General features: G+C 57.8%; 18 protein-coding genes, 1 tRNA gene and 1 pseudogene. 10 read left to right on the top strand and 10 right to left on the bottom strand.

The genetic code is table 11. The annotated features are described in order from the left end of the window. The first annotated feature begins 105 nt into the window (after positions 1-105). The gene (locus tag G7016_RS11725; RefSeq protein WP_181114286.1) at positions 106-2,184 is read left to right on the top strand and encodes a M10 family metallopeptidase C-terminal domain-containing protein; all 2,079 of its coding nucleotides are present in this window, start codon (positions 106-108) and stop codon (positions 2,182-2,184) included. Positions 2,185-2,259: 75 nt separating this feature from the next. Here the strand turns inward: G7016_RS11725 and G7016_RS11730 are convergent, their stop codons facing one another. The 3 genes from G7016_RS11730 to G7016_RS11740 are packed head-to-tail and all read right to left on the bottom strand — an operon-like array spanning position 2,260 to position 3,512. After that, positions 2,260-2,556 (bottom strand): winged helix-turn-helix domain-containing protein, encoded by a 297-nt coding sequence (locus tag G7016_RS11730; RefSeq protein WP_181114288.1) that lies wholly within the window; start codon positions 2,554-2,556, stop codon positions 2,260-2,262. 13 nt (positions 2,557-2,569) lie between these two features. After that, the gene (locus tag G7016_RS11735; protein WP_181114290.1) at positions 2,570-3,064 is read right to left on the bottom strand and encodes a YgjP-like metallopeptidase domain-containing protein; all 495 of its coding nucleotides are present in this window, start codon (positions 3,062-3,064) and stop codon (positions 2,570-2,572) included. A gap of 46 nt (positions 3,065-3,110) precedes the next feature. Further along, positions 3,111-3,512, bottom strand: coding sequence for a response regulator transcription factor (locus tag G7016_RS11740; protein ID WP_258195150.1), 402 nt, complete (start codon positions 3,510-3,512; stop codon positions 3,111-3,113). A gap of 440 nt (positions 3,513-3,952) precedes the next feature. On the opposite strand from G7016_RS11740, the gene G7016_RS11745 reads away from it, so the two are divergent. Then, entirely contained in the window at positions 3,953-9,019 is a 5,067-nt protein-coding gene (locus tag G7016_RS11745) for a trifunctional serine/threonine-protein kinase/ATP-binding protein/sensor histidine kinase (protein WP_258195152.1), read from the top strand. Positions 9,020-9,159: 140 nt separating this feature from the next. Here the strand turns inward: G7016_RS11745 and G7016_RS11750 are convergent, their stop codons facing one another. Both G7016_RS11750 and G7016_RS11755 read right to left on the bottom strand, forming a co-directional pair. After that, positions 9,160-9,459, bottom strand: coding sequence for an XRE family transcriptional regulator (locus tag G7016_RS11750; protein WP_181114294.1), 300 nt, complete (start codon positions 9,457-9,459; stop codon positions 9,160-9,162). 4 nt (positions 9,460-9,463) lie between these two features. Next, positions 9,464-9,559: pseudogene (locus G7016_RS11755) on the bottom strand (type II toxin-antitoxin system RelE/ParE family toxin); the annotation flags it as partial. A gap of 209 nt (positions 9,560-9,768) precedes the next feature. On the opposite strand from G7016_RS11755, the gene G7016_RS11760 reads away from it, so the two are divergent. From G7016_RS11760 to G7016_RS11770, 3 genes are all read left to right on the top strand, one after another. Beyond that, positions 9,769-10,083, top strand: coding sequence for a hypothetical protein (locus tag G7016_RS11760; protein WP_181114296.1), 315 nt, complete (start codon positions 9,769-9,771; stop codon positions 10,081-10,083). A gap of 234 nt (positions 10,084-10,317) precedes the next feature. Next, positions 10,318-10,719 carry a hypothetical protein gene (locus tag G7016_RS11765; RefSeq protein ID WP_258195153.1) on the top strand — a complete coding sequence of 134 codons (402 nt, stop codon included), beginning with the start codon at positions 10,318-10,320 and terminating at the stop codon, positions 10,717-10,719. Then, positions 10,679-11,494 (top strand): DUF2303 family protein, encoded by an 816-nt coding sequence (locus tag G7016_RS11770; RefSeq protein WP_181114298.1) that lies wholly within the window; start codon positions 10,679-10,681, stop codon positions 11,492-11,494. The genes G7016_RS11765 and G7016_RS11770 overlap by 41 nt, the downstream gene beginning before the upstream one ends. A gap of 36 nt (positions 11,495-11,530) precedes the next feature. Here the strand turns inward: G7016_RS11770 and G7016_RS11775 are convergent, their stop codons facing one another. Continuing rightward, positions 11,531-12,199: a DUF4145 domain-containing protein gene (locus tag G7016_RS11775; protein WP_181114300.1), complete on the bottom strand. Its 669-nt coding sequence runs from the start codon at positions 12,197-12,199 to the stop codon at positions 11,531-11,533. Positions 12,200-12,647: 448 nt separating this feature from the next. Here G7016_RS11775 and G7016_RS11780 point away from each other — a divergent pair, with 448 nt between their 5' ends. Continuing rightward, entirely contained in the window at positions 12,648-13,505 is an 858-nt protein-coding gene (locus tag G7016_RS11780) for a phosphoadenosine phosphosulfate reductase domain-containing protein (RefSeq protein WP_181114302.1), read from the top strand. A gap of 26 nt (positions 13,506-13,531) precedes the next feature. Here G7016_RS11780 and G7016_RS11785 read toward each other — a convergent pair whose 3' ends face one another. Beyond that, positions 13,532-14,023 (bottom strand): hypothetical protein, encoded by a 492-nt coding sequence (locus G7016_RS11785; RefSeq protein WP_181114304.1) that lies wholly within the window; start codon positions 14,021-14,023, stop codon positions 13,532-13,534. 82 nt (positions 14,024-14,105) lie between these two features. Here G7016_RS11785 and G7016_RS11790 point away from each other — a divergent pair, with 82 nt between their 5' ends. From G7016_RS11790 to G7016_RS11805, 4 genes are all read left to right on the top strand, one after another. Next, on the top strand, positions 14,106-14,852 hold the full coding sequence (locus G7016_RS11790) for a hypothetical protein (RefSeq protein WP_375139690.1): 747 nt from the start codon (positions 14,106-14,108) through the stop codon (positions 14,850-14,852). A gap of 123 nt (positions 14,853-14,975) precedes the next feature. Further along, complete coding sequence (locus G7016_RS11795; RefSeq protein WP_181114306.1) at positions 14,976-15,359, top strand: phage protein NinX family protein; 384 nt, start codon at positions 14,976-14,978, stop codon at positions 15,357-15,359. Between the two features lie 409 nt (positions 15,360-15,768). Continuing rightward, on the top strand, positions 15,769-15,981 hold the full coding sequence (locus G7016_RS11800) for a hypothetical protein (RefSeq protein ID WP_181114308.1): 213 nt from the start codon (positions 15,769-15,771) through the stop codon (positions 15,979-15,981). Beyond that, entirely contained in the window at positions 15,981-17,087 is a 1,107-nt protein-coding gene (locus G7016_RS11805; RefSeq protein WP_181114310.1) for a tyrosine-type recombinase/integrase, read from the top strand. The genes G7016_RS11800 and G7016_RS11805 overlap by 1 nt, the downstream gene beginning before the upstream one ends. A 78-nt stretch (positions 17,088-17,165) precedes the next feature. On the opposite strand, the gene G7016_RS11810 is transcribed toward G7016_RS11805, so the two are convergent. From G7016_RS11810 to ihfA, 3 genes are all read right to left on the bottom strand, one after another. Further along, a tRNA-Pro gene (locus G7016_RS11810) sits at positions 17,166-17,242 on the bottom strand. A 97-nt stretch (positions 17,243-17,339) separates the two neighbouring features. Beyond that, positions 17,340-17,696 (bottom strand): MerR family transcriptional regulator, encoded by a 357-nt coding sequence (locus tag G7016_RS11815; RefSeq protein WP_168080663.1) that lies wholly within the window; start codon positions 17,694-17,696, stop codon positions 17,340-17,342. Continuing rightward, positions 17,677-17,979 (bottom strand): integration host factor subunit alpha, encoded by a 303-nt coding sequence (gene ihfA / locus G7016_RS11820; protein WP_002553164.1) that lies wholly within the window; start codon positions 17,977-17,979, stop codon positions 17,677-17,679. The genes G7016_RS11815 and ihfA overlap by 20 nt, the downstream gene beginning before the upstream one ends. Positions 17,980-17,981: the final 2 nt, after the last annotated feature.

A 17,981-nucleotide genomic window follows, 5' to 3' on the forward strand; every position in this document is an offset into this window, starting at 1 on the left:
GCTCGGTTCTGTTCGCATTTATGCGCCCTGCCAAGGTCGGATCCAGAGGGTTAGTGCCGTACCCCTCGCCCGCCCCTTCGAGCTCCATGTCTAAAGGACAATGCCATGGCTTCAACCGACAGCAAGGCCACCATCCATTACACCGTGCGAACCGGCCCGGGTACCGTGCAGGTTGACCCTTCCACAGGTGCCGATTCAAACTGGAGCATGATCCTTCAGCCCGACGGCAAGATCATTGTAGGGGGCGAAAGCTTCCAGACCGCTATTGGCTACCCGGGCTCCCCGGGCGATGAAAGCTATGGCACACGCGGCAGCTTCACGGCGGTGCGTCTCAACACAGACGGCAGCCTGGACAAGAGCTTCAGCCAGGATGGGATTGCCCTCGTACCCGCCAGCCTTGATCCGGAAGATGACGCCTACTATGTGATGGCGGTGCAATCCGACGGCAAGGTGCTGTCGGCGCAGTCGAGCCTGACCGGTTTGAAGGTGGAACGCTTCAATGTGGACGGCACCTTGGATACCAGCTTCGCCAATGGCGGCAACGCTAGCCTGGACGTGCCCTTCGGTTATGACGGTATGGCTATTTACGCCACTGCGGATGGCTCGGTGTATGCCAGCCTTCGCGGCACCTCGCAAGCGATAGTGTTCAAACTGGACAGCACCGGTGCTCCGCCCGAGGATTTCGGTGATAACGGCGCGCTTGTCCTCAACCCGACCGGGAACTATTCCAACGGCAATATCGCCACCTCTGTGCAGCCCGACGGCAGCGTAGTACTGGGTAGCTGGCTGTATGTGGGCGGTGACGAGGGGCCCGGGGCCGGCAGCCCTGGCGACCCAACGTATGCCGTTCAGCGGCTCACAGCGGATGGCAACGTTGATACCCGGTTCGGCGACGACGGGGTGGTGTACTTCGACCCTGCGCTGGGGCTGGACTATCGTTCTTCGATAACGGTGCAAGCTGATGGCAAGGTCATCGTGGCCGGCGAAAGTGCCGACAGCAGCGCTTTCAACGTGCTGCGCCTCAACGCGGACGGTTCGTTCGATACCTCCTTCAGCGACGACGGCAAGCTCACGATCGAAGTGCCCCAGGGCGCTTCGAGCTATGCCCACTCGGTGGTCGTTCAGCCCGATGGCAAAATCCTTATTGCCGGCGAGGTGATCACCCGCTTGAACGCGGACGGCAGCCTGGACACGACTTTCGGCAGCCAGGACGGCCAATACCATGTGGACGGCTCCGGCGACGCCAATAACCTGCTGGGCAACGACACGGCGGAAATCATCCGCGGCCTGGGCGGTGATGATGTACTGCAAGGCGGCGGTGGCCGTGATGTGCTGCTGGGTGGCAATGGCGCGGACATTTTCCGCTTCACCCAGGTCAGCGACAGCTACCGTACCGCCAGCGAAACCGGCAGTGATCGGATTCTGGACTTCGACGCCTCACAGGACCGCGTAGAGCTGATTTCGCTGGGCTTCACCGGCATTGGCGACGGCCACAATGGCACGCTGGCCATCCAGGCCAACGCTGACGGCACCCGCACCTACCTGAAAAGCTTTGATGCCGATGCCACTGGGCAGCGCTTCGAACTGGCGTTCGATGGCGACTTGGTGGGGCAATTGAACAGCACCAACCTGGTATTCACGGCCCCTTCTGTCGAAGGTACCGCAAGCCGCGACGTGATCACGGGAACGGCAATCTCGGAAGTCATCTATGGCCTGGCTGGTAACGACCGTATTGATGGCGGTGGAGGCTCCGATGTGATTATCGGCGGGGCCGGGGCCGACCAGCTCAGTGGCGGCGACGACCCTAATACTTCAATTTTTTCCCGCACTACCAATGACGCCGACGTGTTCCGCTACACGGCGGCCACCGACAGCTACCGCACCGACAGCCAGAGCTTTGTGGACCTGATAGTCCGGTTCGCCGACTACAACGACAAGATCGATGTGTCGGCGCTGGGTTACACGGGGTTCGGTGACGGTACCGGCACGACATTGAAGAAGGTTTATAACGCGGAGCTGGACCGCACCTACCTCAAGGATGTGGAACCTGACGCCCAGGGCCACCGGTTCGAAATCGCCCTTACCGGCGACTGGAGCCTGGACCTGCGCAACGACGATATGATGTTTGCGCCTGCGGCGGAAGTAGGCCTGTTGGGGGTGGCTAGCGGGGTCGATCACGCCTGACGGGGAATAAGAGGTAGATGAGGCAGCCGGGCACATTCTGGCCCGGCATTCCTTGCCGGTAAATCCGACGCAACTTCAGGGATACTGCAGCACGGCTTTAATCCGGGCGAGATTGCGATCGACCCACCCTCGGTCGATCGCGCCCCAATCCCGGATCCGGTAGTGGCCTATATGGTTACGCTCCCCCTCGGCCTGTTCGAACTCACACACGATATCCAGCTCCGCCAGCGCTGCCACGGTGTCCTGGGCGGTGCGCCTTGGCATGCCGGTGACCTCGGTCAAGGCGGGGATGCTGCTGGCCAAGCCGCTGTCGATCAAGTAAGCCACGTACAGGCGCCGGTAGAAACTGGTGCGGGTTTTGCTGACATCCATGGACAACTTCCGGTCAGGTGGCGAGGTCACGCCAGGTAAGATAGACCCGCAGGTCGAATTCCAGCTGGTGGTAACCCGGCTGCATATAGTCGCAGAGCTTGTAGAACGCCTTGTTGTGGTCGGATTCTTTCAGGTGCGCCAATTCATGTACCACGATCATTTTAAGGAACTGCGGTGCGGCCTCCTTGAACAATGAAGCGATACGGATTTCTTTCTTGGCCTTGAGCTTGCCGTCCTGCATACGGGAGATCGCCGTGTTCAACCCGAGCGCGCGGTGGGTGAGGTCGAGCCGGTTATCGAACAGCACTTTGTCGGGGCTGGGCGCATTGCGCAGATGCTCCTGCTTGATGTCCAGTACATACCCGTACAGCGCCTTGTCGCTTTGTATAGCGTGCCGCTCCGGATAGCGCTGCTGCAAATAATCGCCCAGGCGCTGCTGCTCGATCATCTGGCGTACTCTGGCTTGCAGGTCGGCGGGATAGGCTTGCAGGTATTTGAGCGGGGGCATGGCGGCAGCGCGTTGGAAGAGTGAGCCGCCAGTGTATCTCAACCGTTTACGCTGCCCCAGTCGCAGCACTGGCGGAAACGCCAGGCATCGCCTCGCGGATCGACGACAGCAATTCCTCGGCGGTGAAGGGTTTTCGCAGGCACTGGTAAGCACCTTGAGCGGTGGCTTCTGCAAGGGAAACGTCATCCCAGAACGCCGACATGCAGATCACCGGCAGGCCTGGTGCCCGCTGGGCCAGCAACCTTTGCACTTCCGTGCCCTGCATGCCTCCCATCCGTAGATCCATAAGTACGCACGAGAGCTCCCCCATATCAGGGAAAGCGAGGATTTCCTCGCCCGAGGGAAAACTCATCGCGCTGTAACCGGCAGCCTTCAGCAAATTAGTAAGACTTTTACGAACAGAATGATCGTCATCGACCACGGCTATGTTCATCAATGTAGTGTTCATTCAGCGATAGATGCCGTGTGAGTTGACGTGCCACCGCCATGGAAAATAGCGGGGTCTGTTAATTTATTCTTCTTTCTTGATAAGGCCGATCCCCTACCGGGTCTAACGCGCGGGCACTGACACCTTCCAAACCAACGCCTGAGCATAAACTAAATCTTTCGCTTCAGACAATTATCCCAAGGGATAGGTTTGCTTCGCCGCGACCTGCCCCCGGAGGTATCGTCAACCGGCCGAGTAAGGTTTATGAGGCTTGATCCTGCCAAAGATGGACCAATTTCAGCCACGCGTTGATTAAGGTTTTCTGCCCTGAGCGCTCTGTATAATCTGGGCAATTTCCCCTTCGCATGACACTGGACGCCCAGATGGCAAGCCACCCTGAAAGCTCGAACCCCTTCACCTTGCCCGTACAGTTTGACGAAGCGTGGTTGTCGAGATGCACGATGACGCTGGTCCGCAGGGAGGGGGATATTTCGTATTGCGAAGTACGTGATCCGGCTATCCGGCGTAGTTGGGAAGCTGTCCGGGTGTCAGTGCAATCACCCTGCGCGTGTCATCAGCTGGAACGGCAATTCCATCTGGCTCTGGATGAGTCGTGGGCACAGGTTCCTGAAGCGCTGATCCGAACCAGCGATGGCCTGACCCTGCTCTATCCAAAGGCGGAGGATCCTGATCTCGGTGAGCTTCTGGATTCGACCGAGTTCACCGTGGGCCAGTTGCTATCGATCGGGCAGAAAACAGCCCGGGCTTTGTCAAATGCACATGCTAGCGGCGTTGTTCATGGAAACCTGCGCCCGGTTCATATCATTGTGGGAGACGGTAACCGGATTCGATTGAGAGGCTTCCAGGGAACGGCGTTGACCAGCGCCAGCAACCTGATGCCGACTCCGGAGCAATGGCCCTACGTGGCTCCAGAACAGATCAGGCCCGCTGACAGGGTAACGGACGAGCGAAGCGATCTATATGCCCTGGGGGTGGTGCTCTATCGCGCGGTGGTGGGCCATCTGCCGTTTGATGCGAAAGACCCTGCACATTGGATGCATGCCCACATTGCGATCTCGCCCTCCCTGCCGGCAGTGGACAAAACCCGCGCTCCGGACGTGGTTGGCCAGATCATTCTCAAGCTTCTGGCCAAGGATCCTCGGTCCCGCTATCAAAGCGCGGATGCGCTGGCCGCAGACCTTTCTCATTGCCTCACCCAGTGGAATATGAGCGCGGCGGTGACCGACTTCGCCCTCGGGCGTACCGATTTCAAACCCGGGATGTCCACGGCCCAACGCCTGTTTGGACGCGAGTATGAGAGCCAACGCCTCAAGGGGGCGCTGCGGCGCGTTGCTACCACGGGTGTCTCCGAATTGCTGCTCGTCAGCGGCGCGCCAGGCGCGGGCAAATCGGCACTGATCAGCGAAGTATTCCAAGGTCAGCCGGGGCATTGGTGGGCCAGTGGGAAGAGCGACCTGCTTCAGCGGCAAGTTCCCTATGGCCCCTTTGCTCAGGTGTTCCAATCATTGGCTACGCGTGCGCTGGGCCGGGACGAAGCCGACCTGCGTCGAATCCGCGATTCGCTGATTCGAAACCTGGATGGCAACGGCCGTCTTCTCACTGAGCTGGTTCCGGAGCTCGAAGGGATTATCGGCAGGCAACCTCTCCTGACCGAACTCCCGGCCCGGCAGGCACAGGGCCGGGCCACTCGCACGTTGCTTAAAGCCATCGCGGCTTTCCCACGTGAAGCAGAGCCACTTCTGCTATTCCTGGACGATATTCAATGGGCTGATGAATCCACCCTGCTGCTGCTGACCGCTTTCCTCAGTGAGCCGCCTGGCAACGTTCTGCTCATCGTCGCGTACCGGGACAATGAAGTTGAGGCGCTGCGAAACAGCGGCCAGTTCCTGGACCGGGCAGCGCAGCGCAACATCGCGCCAACGTCCGAAGTGTTCCTGGAGCCTCTGGCAACTGACTCTGTCGCTCAGTTGATGGCGAGCTCGTTGTGCCTGCCGGTGGATGATCTGGACCACCTTGCGAAAATCGTTGCCGCTAAAACCGCGGGCAACCCCTACTTCGTGCATCAGATCGTTCGCGCCATGGTCGACGATCAGATCATCAAGGTAGATCCCGATACCGGGAGGTGGACCTGGTCCGCCCAGCAAGTGCGCAAACACAACTACGCCGATAACGTCGTCGACCTGATGATCGAGCGGCTCGATCGGCTGCCCCCTGAGCAGCGCAAGATTCTCCGGCTGGCCAGCTGTGTCGGCACCCGATGCGATGACGCGTTACTCCTTCAGATCGCGGGCATTGCCCCCTCGGAAGCACAAGGGTTGCTCGAACCGCTCCTCACGGCGGGGTTGCTTATCCATGATGACGGCAGCTACACCTTCCCCCACGACAGGCTTCTTGAAGCCGCCTACAATCTGGTCGCGGGCGAGTTGCAGGCCGCTCAGCATGGGTTGATTGCGGCCGCCATGCTCGATGTATGGGGCGACAAACCCACCGATCGCGCCTTCGAGATCGCCAACCAGATCCAGCGAACGTCACTTGAAACAGTGCCGCCTCGCTACCAGGTTCCTTTCATCCGGCTGCTGATCTCGGCAGCTGAACGGGCCAAGGACGCCGCCGCGCTGAACCAGGCGGCCGGTTATCTCAGCACCGCCAAAGGCCTGCTGGGCGATCCAGGGTGGGCTGCCCAGTATGCTGCCTGCTTCGAGGCGCACCGCCTGTATGCCGAGTGCGAACTCCAGCTGGGCCATCTTCAATCTTCGGCGTCGCTGATCGATGATTGCCTGCGCCATGCGCGCCCTCCCTTTGACATGGCCATCGCTTTCCGTCTGAAGGCGACGTTGAAAACGCTGCAGTCCGACTACGAGAGCGCCATCTCGGCAGCCCTTTCAGGCCTGCGTCTGCTCGACATCAACCTGGAGCGAAACCCGGACAAAAGCGCCATCGACCAGTCCTACGAAGAAATCATCCAACTGATTGGCGACCGGCCCGTGGCAAGCCTTGGGGCCATCCCGAAGTGTGCCGACCCTATCTTCATTGCCTCACTCGACCTGCTGAGCGCGCTGTTCTGTACGCTGTTCATCGAGGGCGGCCTTCGGTTCACTCACCTGGCCAAGATTGTAGAGCTCACCCTGCGGCACGGTTCTGCTCCAGCGTCGGCCCAAGGGCTTGCCTGGTTCGGCGTGATGATCGCGGACCGTTTTGGGGCCTACGCGCGCGGCCTTGAATTCGCCGAGGCCGCCGAGGCTTTGGACGAGGCGCATGGGGATGATCACACCCGGGCGGCGACGCTGGTGGCGATGGACCGGCTTTCGTCGTGGACCCTTCCAATCAAGGCTGCAGTGCAAAAAGCCAGGCAAGCGATCTCGGCGGGTCAAGCAGGTGAAAACATCAGCATGGTTTGCTATGCCTGCTACCACGTGTCCTCCGATCTGCTGGCAATGGGCGAGCGCCTGGTCAAGGTCGAAGAGGAGATATCGCGGGGGTTGGCACTGGTCGGGCAGTACCAATACGCGGACGTGGAACATGTGCTTCAAGCGCAGAAAAAATTTGTCAGCGATATGCGCCACGGCCGCGGTGCCCTCCCGCCAGCAAAGCTGCACAAGGAAGGCTCCATCGCGACGCCTGACAGCGGATTTTCAAGTACCACGGCCTTCTACATTCATTTGTACGCCGGGATGACGGCGTATTTTTATCACGATTTCGATAGCGCTATCGCAGCGTTCAAAGAGGCTGAGCGCTTGGTCTGGGCAGTGCCAGGGCATATCAACCTGGCGGATTACTACCTCTATTCAAGCCTCGCCGAGACCCACCCGGATGCCCCCGGCAGCCTGGAGCAAAAGCTTATGCTGTCGCGGGCTCGCCGCGAGCGCTTCGCCGGGTGGGCCGCCGTCAATCCCGCCACCTTCAAAAGCAAGCTGATGTTCATCGAAGGCATGATCGCCATGCTGCAGGACGATGACATGCATGCTATCCGTTGCTTTGACGAATCCGCCATTGCTTCGGCAGCCGCCGGCTTCGTCAATGAATACGCGCTGGCGCACGAGATGCTTGGCACAGCTACGGGCAAGAACGGGCTGATATCGGGCATTACGCTGCATATGCGGGTGGCGCGGGACTGGTATCGGATGTGGGGCGGCGACGGCAAGGCGGACTGGTTGGAGAAGAAGTTTTCCTTCCTGGCGAGCGAACCGATAGTCGAGCATCGCCCGTTTGCAGAGCCCGGCCTGGACCTTGCCGTAAGCATTCAAACGGCCAAAGCCTTATCGGAAGAAGTGCTGTTGGACAGGCTGGTTGTGACCTTGGTCAACCACCTGATGGTGCAGGCCGGTGCTGACCTTGGCGTGCTGTACGTCGTACAGTCAGGGAAACTCAACATCGCCGCTGCGGGCCGGGTCGCTCAGGGCGAGGTTGTGGTGGACCTGGACAACCTTGCAGAGGTTGAAGTCCCGGCTTCAATTCTTAATGCGACCTTCCGGACAAGAAAAGCGCTGGTATTGGACGATGTTCATGTCGACTGCCCCGAAGCGTACCGGGACGACTACGTTCTGCGGCACACCCGCTCTGTTCTATGCCTCCCCCTGCTTCGACAGGGCTCGGTGCTTGGGCTGGTGTACCTTGAGAACAGCCTGTCACCGGGGATCTTCAACGAGCAGCGGCTCTCAGTTCTGGATATCGTGGCTACTCAGGCCGCGGTATCGCTGGATACCGCCCGCTTGTACGAGAAGCTTGTGGAAGAAGCGCACCTCAAAGCCCAGGTCGAAAGCGAGCTTCGCCAATCACGGGAGGAGCTGGCCCGCAGCGCGCACCTCACCGTCATGGGCGAACTCTCTGCATCCATTTCCCATGAGATCAGCCAGCCACTGCTCGGCATCGTGTCCAATGCGGACGCAAGCTTGATGTGGCTGACCCGGGATAATCCTGATATCGAAGAAGCAGTGCTGGGCCTTGAAGACATTCGGGCTGACGGCGCCAGGGCAACCAATATCGTCAAGGCACTCCGCCAATTGGCCAAACAAGCACCTCCTCAGCTCGAGGCGTTCAAGCTTGAAGATCTCCTTCGTGAAGTGCTTCGCCTTACAGCTGCCGATATCGAGCGGCAGAATGTGACCATTCAAGCCGAACTCGCGCCGAATTTGCTCGTCAATGCCGACCTGGTGCAAATCCAGCAGGTGTTCTACAACCTGATAAACAACGCAGTGGAAGCAGTGTCGCTGAATTCAGGTGATCGAATCGTCCGTATTGAAGCCAAGCATGAAGACGCGCGTGTGTGCGTTCGCGTGGACGACAATGGCCCAGGCATTGCCGAGGAGAACCGTGATCGGATATTCGAGGCGTTTTTCACTACCAAGGGCACAGGGCTTGGTATGGGGCTGGCAATCTGCAGAACGATCATGAAAGCGCACGGGGGTAACCTCGTTGCTGAAAACAATGAGCTGGGCGGCGGGCGGATTTGTTTTTCGCTGGTTGCGGCGGGGGGTTTGCGGCGTGGGCCAGTTACGGGAATTCACTAAGGTGCAAAAGCCGCGGCGGCAGTCAGCCCATCGGGCTGAGTGACGCTGCTGCCGAGTAATACCGCGTATTCGCTGCATCACCGTTAACCACTTTTTTGAACCAGGCACCACTGCGGCGCCGTGCAATGACGCCGCTTGACCTAAAGCGCAGGCGCCCCGTCCGGGATCAAACGAACCTCCACCCTCTGGCCTAGCGCACGGGCGGCGCTCGCAAGGGTTGCCAGGGTCATGCCAGGGTCGTTCTGGTCGAGAGCTCGATCGACTGCGGTCCGGCTGGTATGCATTCGTTCGGCAAGCGCTGTCTTGGACAGTTTCTGCGCTTTCATCAATTCTTCCAGTTGCCAAGCGATGACTCGCTTGAGTGCAGCCGCAGAAACCTCCTCAAGCATGCCCTGTTCAGAAAGAAAATCATCGAAGTCAGAACCGATATGTTTGTCCATTACCCTATCCCTGTAACGTGGCTTTACGCCGCCGGGCGGTGTCGAGGTCCGATGCTGGCGTTTTCTGGCTTTTCTTGATGAACCCGTGCAACAGCACAAGTGTACCAAAATTAGTGCACCTGGCAACAATGTCATATGGGGTGCCCCACAGGCTGTAGTTTTGGCCGACTCAGGTAGGGCCCGTGGCGGGCGTCTACCCATACCTACGCCCAGCGTCAAGCGGCCATTGAGCAAGCGAAGGCAGCATTCTTCAGCTCCGGCGGGCAGATCCTGACCATCAACCATGCCACGCCCGGCCCGCAGCCAAGCGTGACGGATGCGCCCGAGGTTGTTGCCATCCTCCGCGCGCATCGCCACCTGGGCGTTATAGCCGCCGCAAAAGCCGCTCGCCTCAGCACCCGCACCGTCAACAAGATCGCCAAACGCAACGGCATCGAGTTCGAAACGTACAAGGCAGACAAGCAGGCCGAGCGTCACCGAACCATGGCACCTGTTATTCGGCGCCTGGTGGAACAGGGAGCGAGCCAAAACCAGATGGCTGCTCAGGTCGGTATTAACCGCACCTCACTTCAAACCATCGCCCGCTCGGAAGGCATTGGCTTGCCTACGCGTGGCAGCGAATGAGCCGCCGCCAGCATCAACACATTAGTGCCTATCAGTGGGACGCGATGAGCGCGAAGCCAGCGTAGCCAAGAGCGCCTGCCCCTATCCCTATCTCTCGCCAAACTGGGCCTGGTGGCTCGCTGGCTGGAACGACAAGGACATTGAATTGAAGCCAAAGCAGAGTGCCCGGCTACGCCGGCGCCCGTTGCAAATCAGCTTGCCGCCTAGCGGCCTCAAAGCAGAGGAAGCCCAGCCATGCCAACCCCAACCAACGCTGCCGAGTTTTTCGAAGAACTCAATGGAGGCGCCTTCGCCAGTCAGATCGGCCATGCACTCTCCGAAGTAGCGGCGGGTGTCGTCGACCACGGCAAGGTCGGGAAGATCACCATCACCCTGGACCTGAGCCAAATCGGCGAGACGCACCAGGTGAAGATCAAGCACAAGCTCGCCTACAAGGTCCCCACGAAGCGCGGCGACCGCAGCGAAAACACCAGCCTCGATACCCCGATGCACGTCGGCACCGGCGGCAAGCTCTCCCTGTTCCCGGAAAAGCACGACCAGCTGTTCACCCGCGAACAAGCCTATCACCCCCCGCACCTGATCAAGGAACTGAAGCATGTCTCTCAGCAAAGAAGCGATCCAGCTCATCAACGATAATGCCCTGGCCGCCGCCGGCAAGCCACTGCCAACCGTGAGCCCCACGGTGCTGATTCCGGAAGGCACCAAGATCGTGGACCTTGAACGCTACGCTGATGGCCGCTCGCGCTTCCGCGGTACCTACTCGACCGATTCGCTAGCCGACTTCGGCGGCTATGTGGTCGACCGGGGCCACGCACTTGCCCAAGGGTTCGTGGACCAGCGTGGGATGTCGTGCAAGGTGTTCTTCAACCTTGGAAACGAAACCGACCCGGGCCATGCTGATGACACAGCGGTGCTCAAGCTCCAGCCCACCGCCGGTTTCAAGGCGGTGGAAGAAATCAACGGGCACGCCATGAGCCAGCGCGACCTCAGCGACTGGATCGAAGACTGGAACACCAACATCAGGGCATTTGATGTTGACGGGAACGAGATGAACAGCGCTAAGGTCATTGCCGCGGTGCGCAACATTACGATCAAGGCTATCTCGGAAAGCGATCACGCGGTCGGTGAAACAAAATCGAGCCGCAGCGCCATGGACCAGATCGAGGCGTCCAGCAAAGAAACGCTGCCTACCAACCTGGTGTTCAGCGCGGTGCCGTACGAAGGGCTCATGGAGCGCATCTTCGCCTTCCGCATTGCAGTGCTTACCAGCGGTAGCCAGCCGGTGCTCAAGCTGCGGTGGGTCGGGGAGGAAGTTCAGCGCGAGGAGATAGCCCAGGAGTTTAAGAAATTTTTACAAGATCTGGTTAAAGATAAAGCCAAACTGCGAATTGGCGGCTTTGTTGCTAATTAAAATTTATTAGTTGGCGCCACCAAAGGTGGCGCTCAGCTATTTTTTATATTTTGCAGCTTCAACTATTTTTTTGAGATGCTGTTGCCGCTTGTACCTCGCAACGTACCAATCCTTGATAAGCATTTCGATAAGACCTATTAGCAATTGCGCTTCATCAGGATCAACCTCAACTATTTCATTAATATCTTTTTCCATATGCGCGCCAATGTTTCCAATGGTGCGAATTGCGTCAATAGCCTGCCAGGTTTCTGGATCAACCTTTTCCTCAAGCGCTCTGACCTCCTCTACAAGGCGACCTCTTATAATCCCCCAGTAGTCTCTGATCATCCCCTGAAGGCATCTTCTTGATAAAGTGGCTGAAGCTTTGGGGCTCAACGTTTTAATTGCGCAAGCTTCTTCATAGTCCTCACGTATAGGACCAGGAACGTAGTCAGGAAATACAATCGCAGAGCTCTGAGGTCGCAGATCCCATTCCTGTTGAATCTCACCTGGTTGGTATTGACCTCGGTCTAGCACAGCCTCATACAAGAAGGCACGAATAGTGGATTCTCTGCATGCACCATTAGGGCAAACTATCACGCCGGTAGCCAAGTACTGAGGCCCATGCTTATTCCCCATATCAAACATATGGAGTTTTTCGCTCATCAAATTGTTTGTGATAGAGGCGTATTGTTTACAGTAGGGACAATTCCAGTTTAGTGCCATGCTTGACTCTTCCTTTCGTAGCTCAAAAAAACCGTATCAAACACTATTTTTTATAAATTCGCCACCACGCCACGGCAGGCAGGCAGGCGTTGATTAGCCAGTTATTTTGTTGAGCACTGATCGCCTAAGCCGGTAGCAGCAAATAACCACTGTCAGGATTGCCCACCAAAAAAATGCGTAAGGAAGCAGAAGCCACGAGAACATAGAGGATAACGTGAAGGCCTCTCCTCGCGACGCTATCCAGACCACAAGCGGGTATGCAAAAGGCAGCACACAAATGCCGGTGCCACCCCCCCCAACAATGGTCAGCAGTTCAGCAATAGCCAGCCTCTGGTCCTTGGTCAATGCACGCCTCCAATAGCTAATTTCCGCGAAGCTGCCACCTATATCCCATTCCACAATTCATTGCCACCACGCCTCGGCAGGCGGGCGGCTGCCTGGAGTACCCATGAACCCCTATGTCCTGCGCGGCAAGACCGTCCTGAGCTTTTCAGGAGGGCGCACCAGCGCGTACATGCTCCGCCAGGTGCTGGATGCGAACTACGACCGTGGCGACCTGCTCGTGCTGTTTGCCAACACTGGCAAGGAATACCCGGCCACCCTCGAGTTCGTTCGGGAATGCGCCAGCCATTGGGACGTGCCGATCACCTGGCTGGAGTACCGCGAAGATGAGCTGGGCTTTGCTGTGGTGGACTTCGACACCGCCAGCCGAGAGGGTGAACCCTTCGAGGCAGTGATCCGTAAGCGCAAGTACCTGCCTAACCCTGTGACTAGGTTCTGCACTGTCGAGCTGAAGATTCGGGTGATTCACAAATACCTGCGTCATCTCGGGCTCTCAACTGAAGATGAGCCGGTCGACATGATGACAGGCATTCGCGGCGACGAGCCCAGGCGCGTTACCAAGATCCGCAATCGCGGCAGCACTAGCGAGAGCAAGCACGCCACCATGGTGCTGCCCCTGGCAGATGCTGGTGTGTCAGTACATGACGCGAGCGCATTCTGGCTGGCCCAGACTTTCGATCTGCGCTTGCCCACCGTGAATGGCCGAACACTTGAGGGCAACTGCGACCTTTGCTTTCTCAAGCCTCTCAACCAGGTCTATTCGATCATCGCGTCAGACCGTGGCCGAGGCGAATGGTGGGCACGCCAGGAAGCAGCCACCCGGTCGGCCGGGATGTTCGCCGGTGATGGAGCCCGGTTCCGCAAGGACCGCCCGAGCTACCAACAGATGATCGACTACTCCGAAATCCAATACGACCTTTTTGCTGAAGCTGACGAAGCTATTGACTGCTTTTGCGGTGACTGAGCAGAACAATAGCGAGAGCTTACAAGTTAGTCGGCTTTAGGTTGAGCCAAGTAGATTAGCCTTTCTCGATAAGCATAATATTCTTGAAAGAACATTTCACGCCTTGCTTTTACGATTGAAACAGCTTCATCGATATCATCACCTCGGACTGAGGCGAGCGTATCGAAGCTTTTCCCAAGATCAGAAGCAATTTTGGATAGATCTTGTGGCAAGTGTGATTGCAATAACGCACGCTCGTTATTAACTTTCTGGGCAACGGCTTTGACATGATCCGGCCCATACCCCCCCTGAAGAACCAATCTGTTCATTTCTTCCACAGCAAGAAAAAATGGAGCAACTCGCTCAGCAAGTTGGTTTAGCATCGCAAGCGAACTCGTAGCGGCAATACTCAGTTTTGCTTGCTCTAATTGGATTTTCGCATTCGAGTGGCTGAAATACCCCGCTACCAGTGAACCGGCCGCGGTTCCAGCTATACCTGAGACTGCGCCCACTATTGCAGCAATAACTCCTGTATCCATTGCTGAAATTCCTTCATCTAATAAAAGTTTTAATAAAATTATCACACAGGTCAACTATACAGCTAGCGGCTAGGAGAACTCTATGAATGCAGTTAAGGAACGGCCGATCCTGTTTTCGGCGCCGATGGTGCGCGCCATTCTGGAGGGACGTAAGACGGTAACGCGGCGGGAAGTAAAGAAGACAGCAGCCCTGGATTGTTTGGCTGCTGGCTTTCAGCCTGCTTTCTTGACGCTCTCGGGCAATGCCGACCTCTGCCCCTATGGCCAGCCAGGCGACCGGCTATGGGTACGTGAGACCTGGGGAGTAATCAGCCATAACTTCGACGAAATGGGGAACGTGGTCGACTGGGTACCGGACCGGCCCGCGCAGCCGATCCGCGACTTGCCATTCGGGCGCGGGTACTACTCCGGGCATGTGATCTACGCAGCGGACGGCCCCGCCGAATGGGCCGGGGATGATGATGGCGGCGGCGAGCCTCGTTCTGCTCGGAAACCTAGCATCCACATGCCTCGCGCCGCGAGCCGTATTTTGCTTGAGGTCACTGACGTACGCGTCGAACGACTGCAGGACGGCGAAGGCGAAACGGCATCTGAAAACCGCTACATCGCCGAGGGTATCCACCGCATCCACCATGGCGATGGAAACTACTATTTCCATCCTTTCAAAAGTGAACCTGGCCCTGGCAATTGGATTGATCCAATCGATGCCTGCGCGAATTGTGGGTTTCAATCAACGGGGCTGAGTCGTCGAATGCAAACCCATGGGTATGGGTGGTTGAGTTCAAGAGAGCGGCGCCATGAGGAAATGTACCCAGGGCCCACGGCATAAATGGTTATTCCAGCACAACGTCCGAATCACTCGGATCAGCGGTAACCGTGGTTCTATCAGCCTGCGCGGCATGTACAAATGCGCTTGCGGTGAGCAAAAGCAAGGAGCGCCGGGGTTGGACTCATGACTACACAGGTCAGAACAGGCGACCTTATCGGCGGCGCGCTCGACTGGGCCGTGGCCAAGGCCGTAGGTGTGCCGGTCCGCCTGGAACCTCCTTGCTATGGCCTGCCTTGGCGCCCCTACCGGAACGACTTGGACCGCTCGCGCTACAACCCATCGGTCAACTGGGCAATCGGCGGGGCGCTCATTGACCAGCATTGCAAAGTCTTCGGGCTGCACCGAGGACACGCCGAGTGGCGAGCTTTCGCCTACCGACCTTATCTCGACGCTAGGCTGCAACGCTTGGCAGGTGGACCTACCGTCCTTATCGCATTCTGTCGCGCGCTAGTGCTCGTGCACTTGGGCGACATGATCAACATCCCGGCTGAGCTCTCGCCAGCCTAACCCCTTCCCTATTGATGAGCCTGCCGGCGATGGCGGGTGAGGTATTGCCATGTCCAAACTCTTTGACCTGCTGTTCCGGCGCGCCAAGAAGTCCGAGAAGAAGACACCTATGCGCGGGTCCGCTATGCCGCTTTCAAGCAGTAGCTCGTCCACGTCTGATCCGCTGAGCCCGCTGAACCCCCTCAGTCCGCTCAGCCCTATAAATCAGATCGACAGCTATTCCTCTCCTCGGCATGACTGCTCTGTAGGCAGCTCAAGCTCCTGGCATGGTGGTGGCCATTCCTCTTCCCACGATAGCTGCAGCTCTTCGAGCTACGACAGCTCCAGCTCGAGTTCAAGCAGCGATTGCAGCTCCAGCTCGAGCAGTTCCGACTAACCCGACCGCCGCCCCAGGCGACTTGGAGCGATCATGAAAAAAGAGCTGATCAAGATCAGCGAATTCCAGCGGCGTAAGTGGGGGGAAAACGGAACCCCGCTATGCTCGCAAGCTATCCGCAATTACCTACGCGACCGAAAGTTGCCTGGTGAGCGGATCGGCAATATCTGGTATGTGGATTGGCTCGCCTACCAGCGGATAACTGGAAGTAGCTTGGTAGATATGGTGATGAAAGGAGCCGCTTGATGGTCCCCCGACCACGGAACAAGGCGAACAAGGGCTTGCCCCCAAATCTGTATTTCGATGCCCGCCGAGGTACCTACCGGTACCGCAGGCCCACCGATGGTAAGTGGTTCCAGTTCGGCGAGGAGCGCGGACGCGCTATTGATGCAGCGTCCCAACTCAACATCGCATTTCTTCGGGGCGCCGATCTCGTTGCCACAGTGCTCGATGAAAAGTCGGTGACCTTGGGTGAGTACCTAGCGACGTATGAACGTGAGGTCTTGCCACCCCGCGAACTGGCTAAGGCAACGCTGGACCTCTATTCGGTACGGTTTAAACAGATCCGAGAGGCGATGGGGTCGATACCTATCGATCAGATCACGATCCGTATGGTGGCAGAGTTCCTGAAGCCTCTCACCCCACGGTCCTCCAACCAGGCGCGGGCCATTCTTTCGGACGTCTTCACGCACGCTGCCGCCGAAGGGCTGTGCCCAGACAACCCTGCTGCGAACACAATCGCCAAAATCGAGAAGAAACAGCGCAAGCGGCATACCGTAGAAGGGCTGAAAGCCATCCGGGAGAAGTCACCATTGTGGCTTCAGAACGCGATTGATCTTGCATTGGTTACCGCACAGCGACGCGGTGACATCCTGAACATGAAGTTTGAGGATATCCGGGACGGATACCTTTACGTCGTGCAGAGCAAGACAGAGAAAGCCAGCGATGCCGGCTGGCTCAAGGTCAAAGTTACACCTCAGCTGACCGCGATCCTGGCACGCTGCCGTGACGAGGTACTTTCACCATATTTGGTGCACAGACGGCCCGAGCGAAAGAAAAAACGTGAAGGGAAAGATCATTGGACGAAGGTCGATGAGCGATTCCTGACGCGGGCCTTCAAGGACGCCAGGGATGCAAGCGGCTGTTATGCCGACTGGAAGGAAGAGGAGATGCCAGGGTTCCATGAGATCCGCGCCCTCTCCCTCCACCTCTACAAACGAGCGGGGAAAGACGGCCAGAAGATCGCAGGACACGCTACTGAAAACATGACGCGCAACTACCAGAAGGATCATGCCGACGTTGTATGGTCGGAGGTCGAAGCGGACCTCGATATCAGCGAGATCGCGAAGTAGTTTTGCGCCAGTTTTGCGCAGGCACAAAAAAGCCGATCTAGATGATCGGCTTAAGTGTCTGATTTTACTCAGGAATAATGGTCGGGACGGAGTGATTCGAACACTCGACCCCTTGCACCCCATGCAAGTGCGCTACCGGGCTGCGCTACGCCCCGACTAGGCGTTTAAACCTGCTCTCGTTAGCAGCGAGAACGGAGAGAAAGATACCTTAACCTTTTGAATTATGGAAGCTTTTTCTCTAACTATTTTCGCTCACTTCTTGAGTACGTGAAGCACATCTTCCAGTTCGCTGATCATCTGGCGGATGAGTTGCTTGTACTGGGTGGTGTCGTCCTTGGCCTCGTCGCCGGAGAGGCGCAAACGTGCGCCGCCGATGGTGAAACCTTGGTCGTACAGCAGCGCGCGGATCTGCCGGATCATCAGCACGTCCTGTCGCTGATAATACCGGCGGTTGCCGCGGCGCTTCACGGGGTTGAGCTGCGGGAATTCCTGTTCCCAGTACCGAAGGACGTGGGGCTTTACCGCACACAAGTCGCTGACTTCACCGATGGTGAAGTAGCGCTTGCCGGGAATGGGCGGGAGCTCGTCGTTATGACTTGGTTCCAGCATAGGCTTCCACTCGGGCCTTCAGTTTCTGCCCTGGACGAAAGGTGACGACGCGGCGCGCGGTGATCGGGATTTCCTCACCCGTTTTCGGGTTGCGGCCCGGCCGCTGGCGCTTGTCTCGGAGGTCGAAATTACCGAAACCCGATAACTTGACCTGTTCGTTGTCTTCGAGCGCATGCCGGATTTCCTCGAAAAAGAGCTCAACCAATTCCTTGGCTTCGCGCTTGTTCAGGCCCAGCTCCTCATAAAGACGTTCTGCCATCTCAGCTTTCGTCAGAGCCCCCATAC

The organism is Pseudomonas japonica, assembly GCF_013522925.1.
Taxonomy (GTDB): Bacteria; Pseudomonadota; Gammaproteobacteria; order Pseudomonadales; family Pseudomonadaceae; genus Aquipseudomonas; species Aquipseudomonas japonica_A.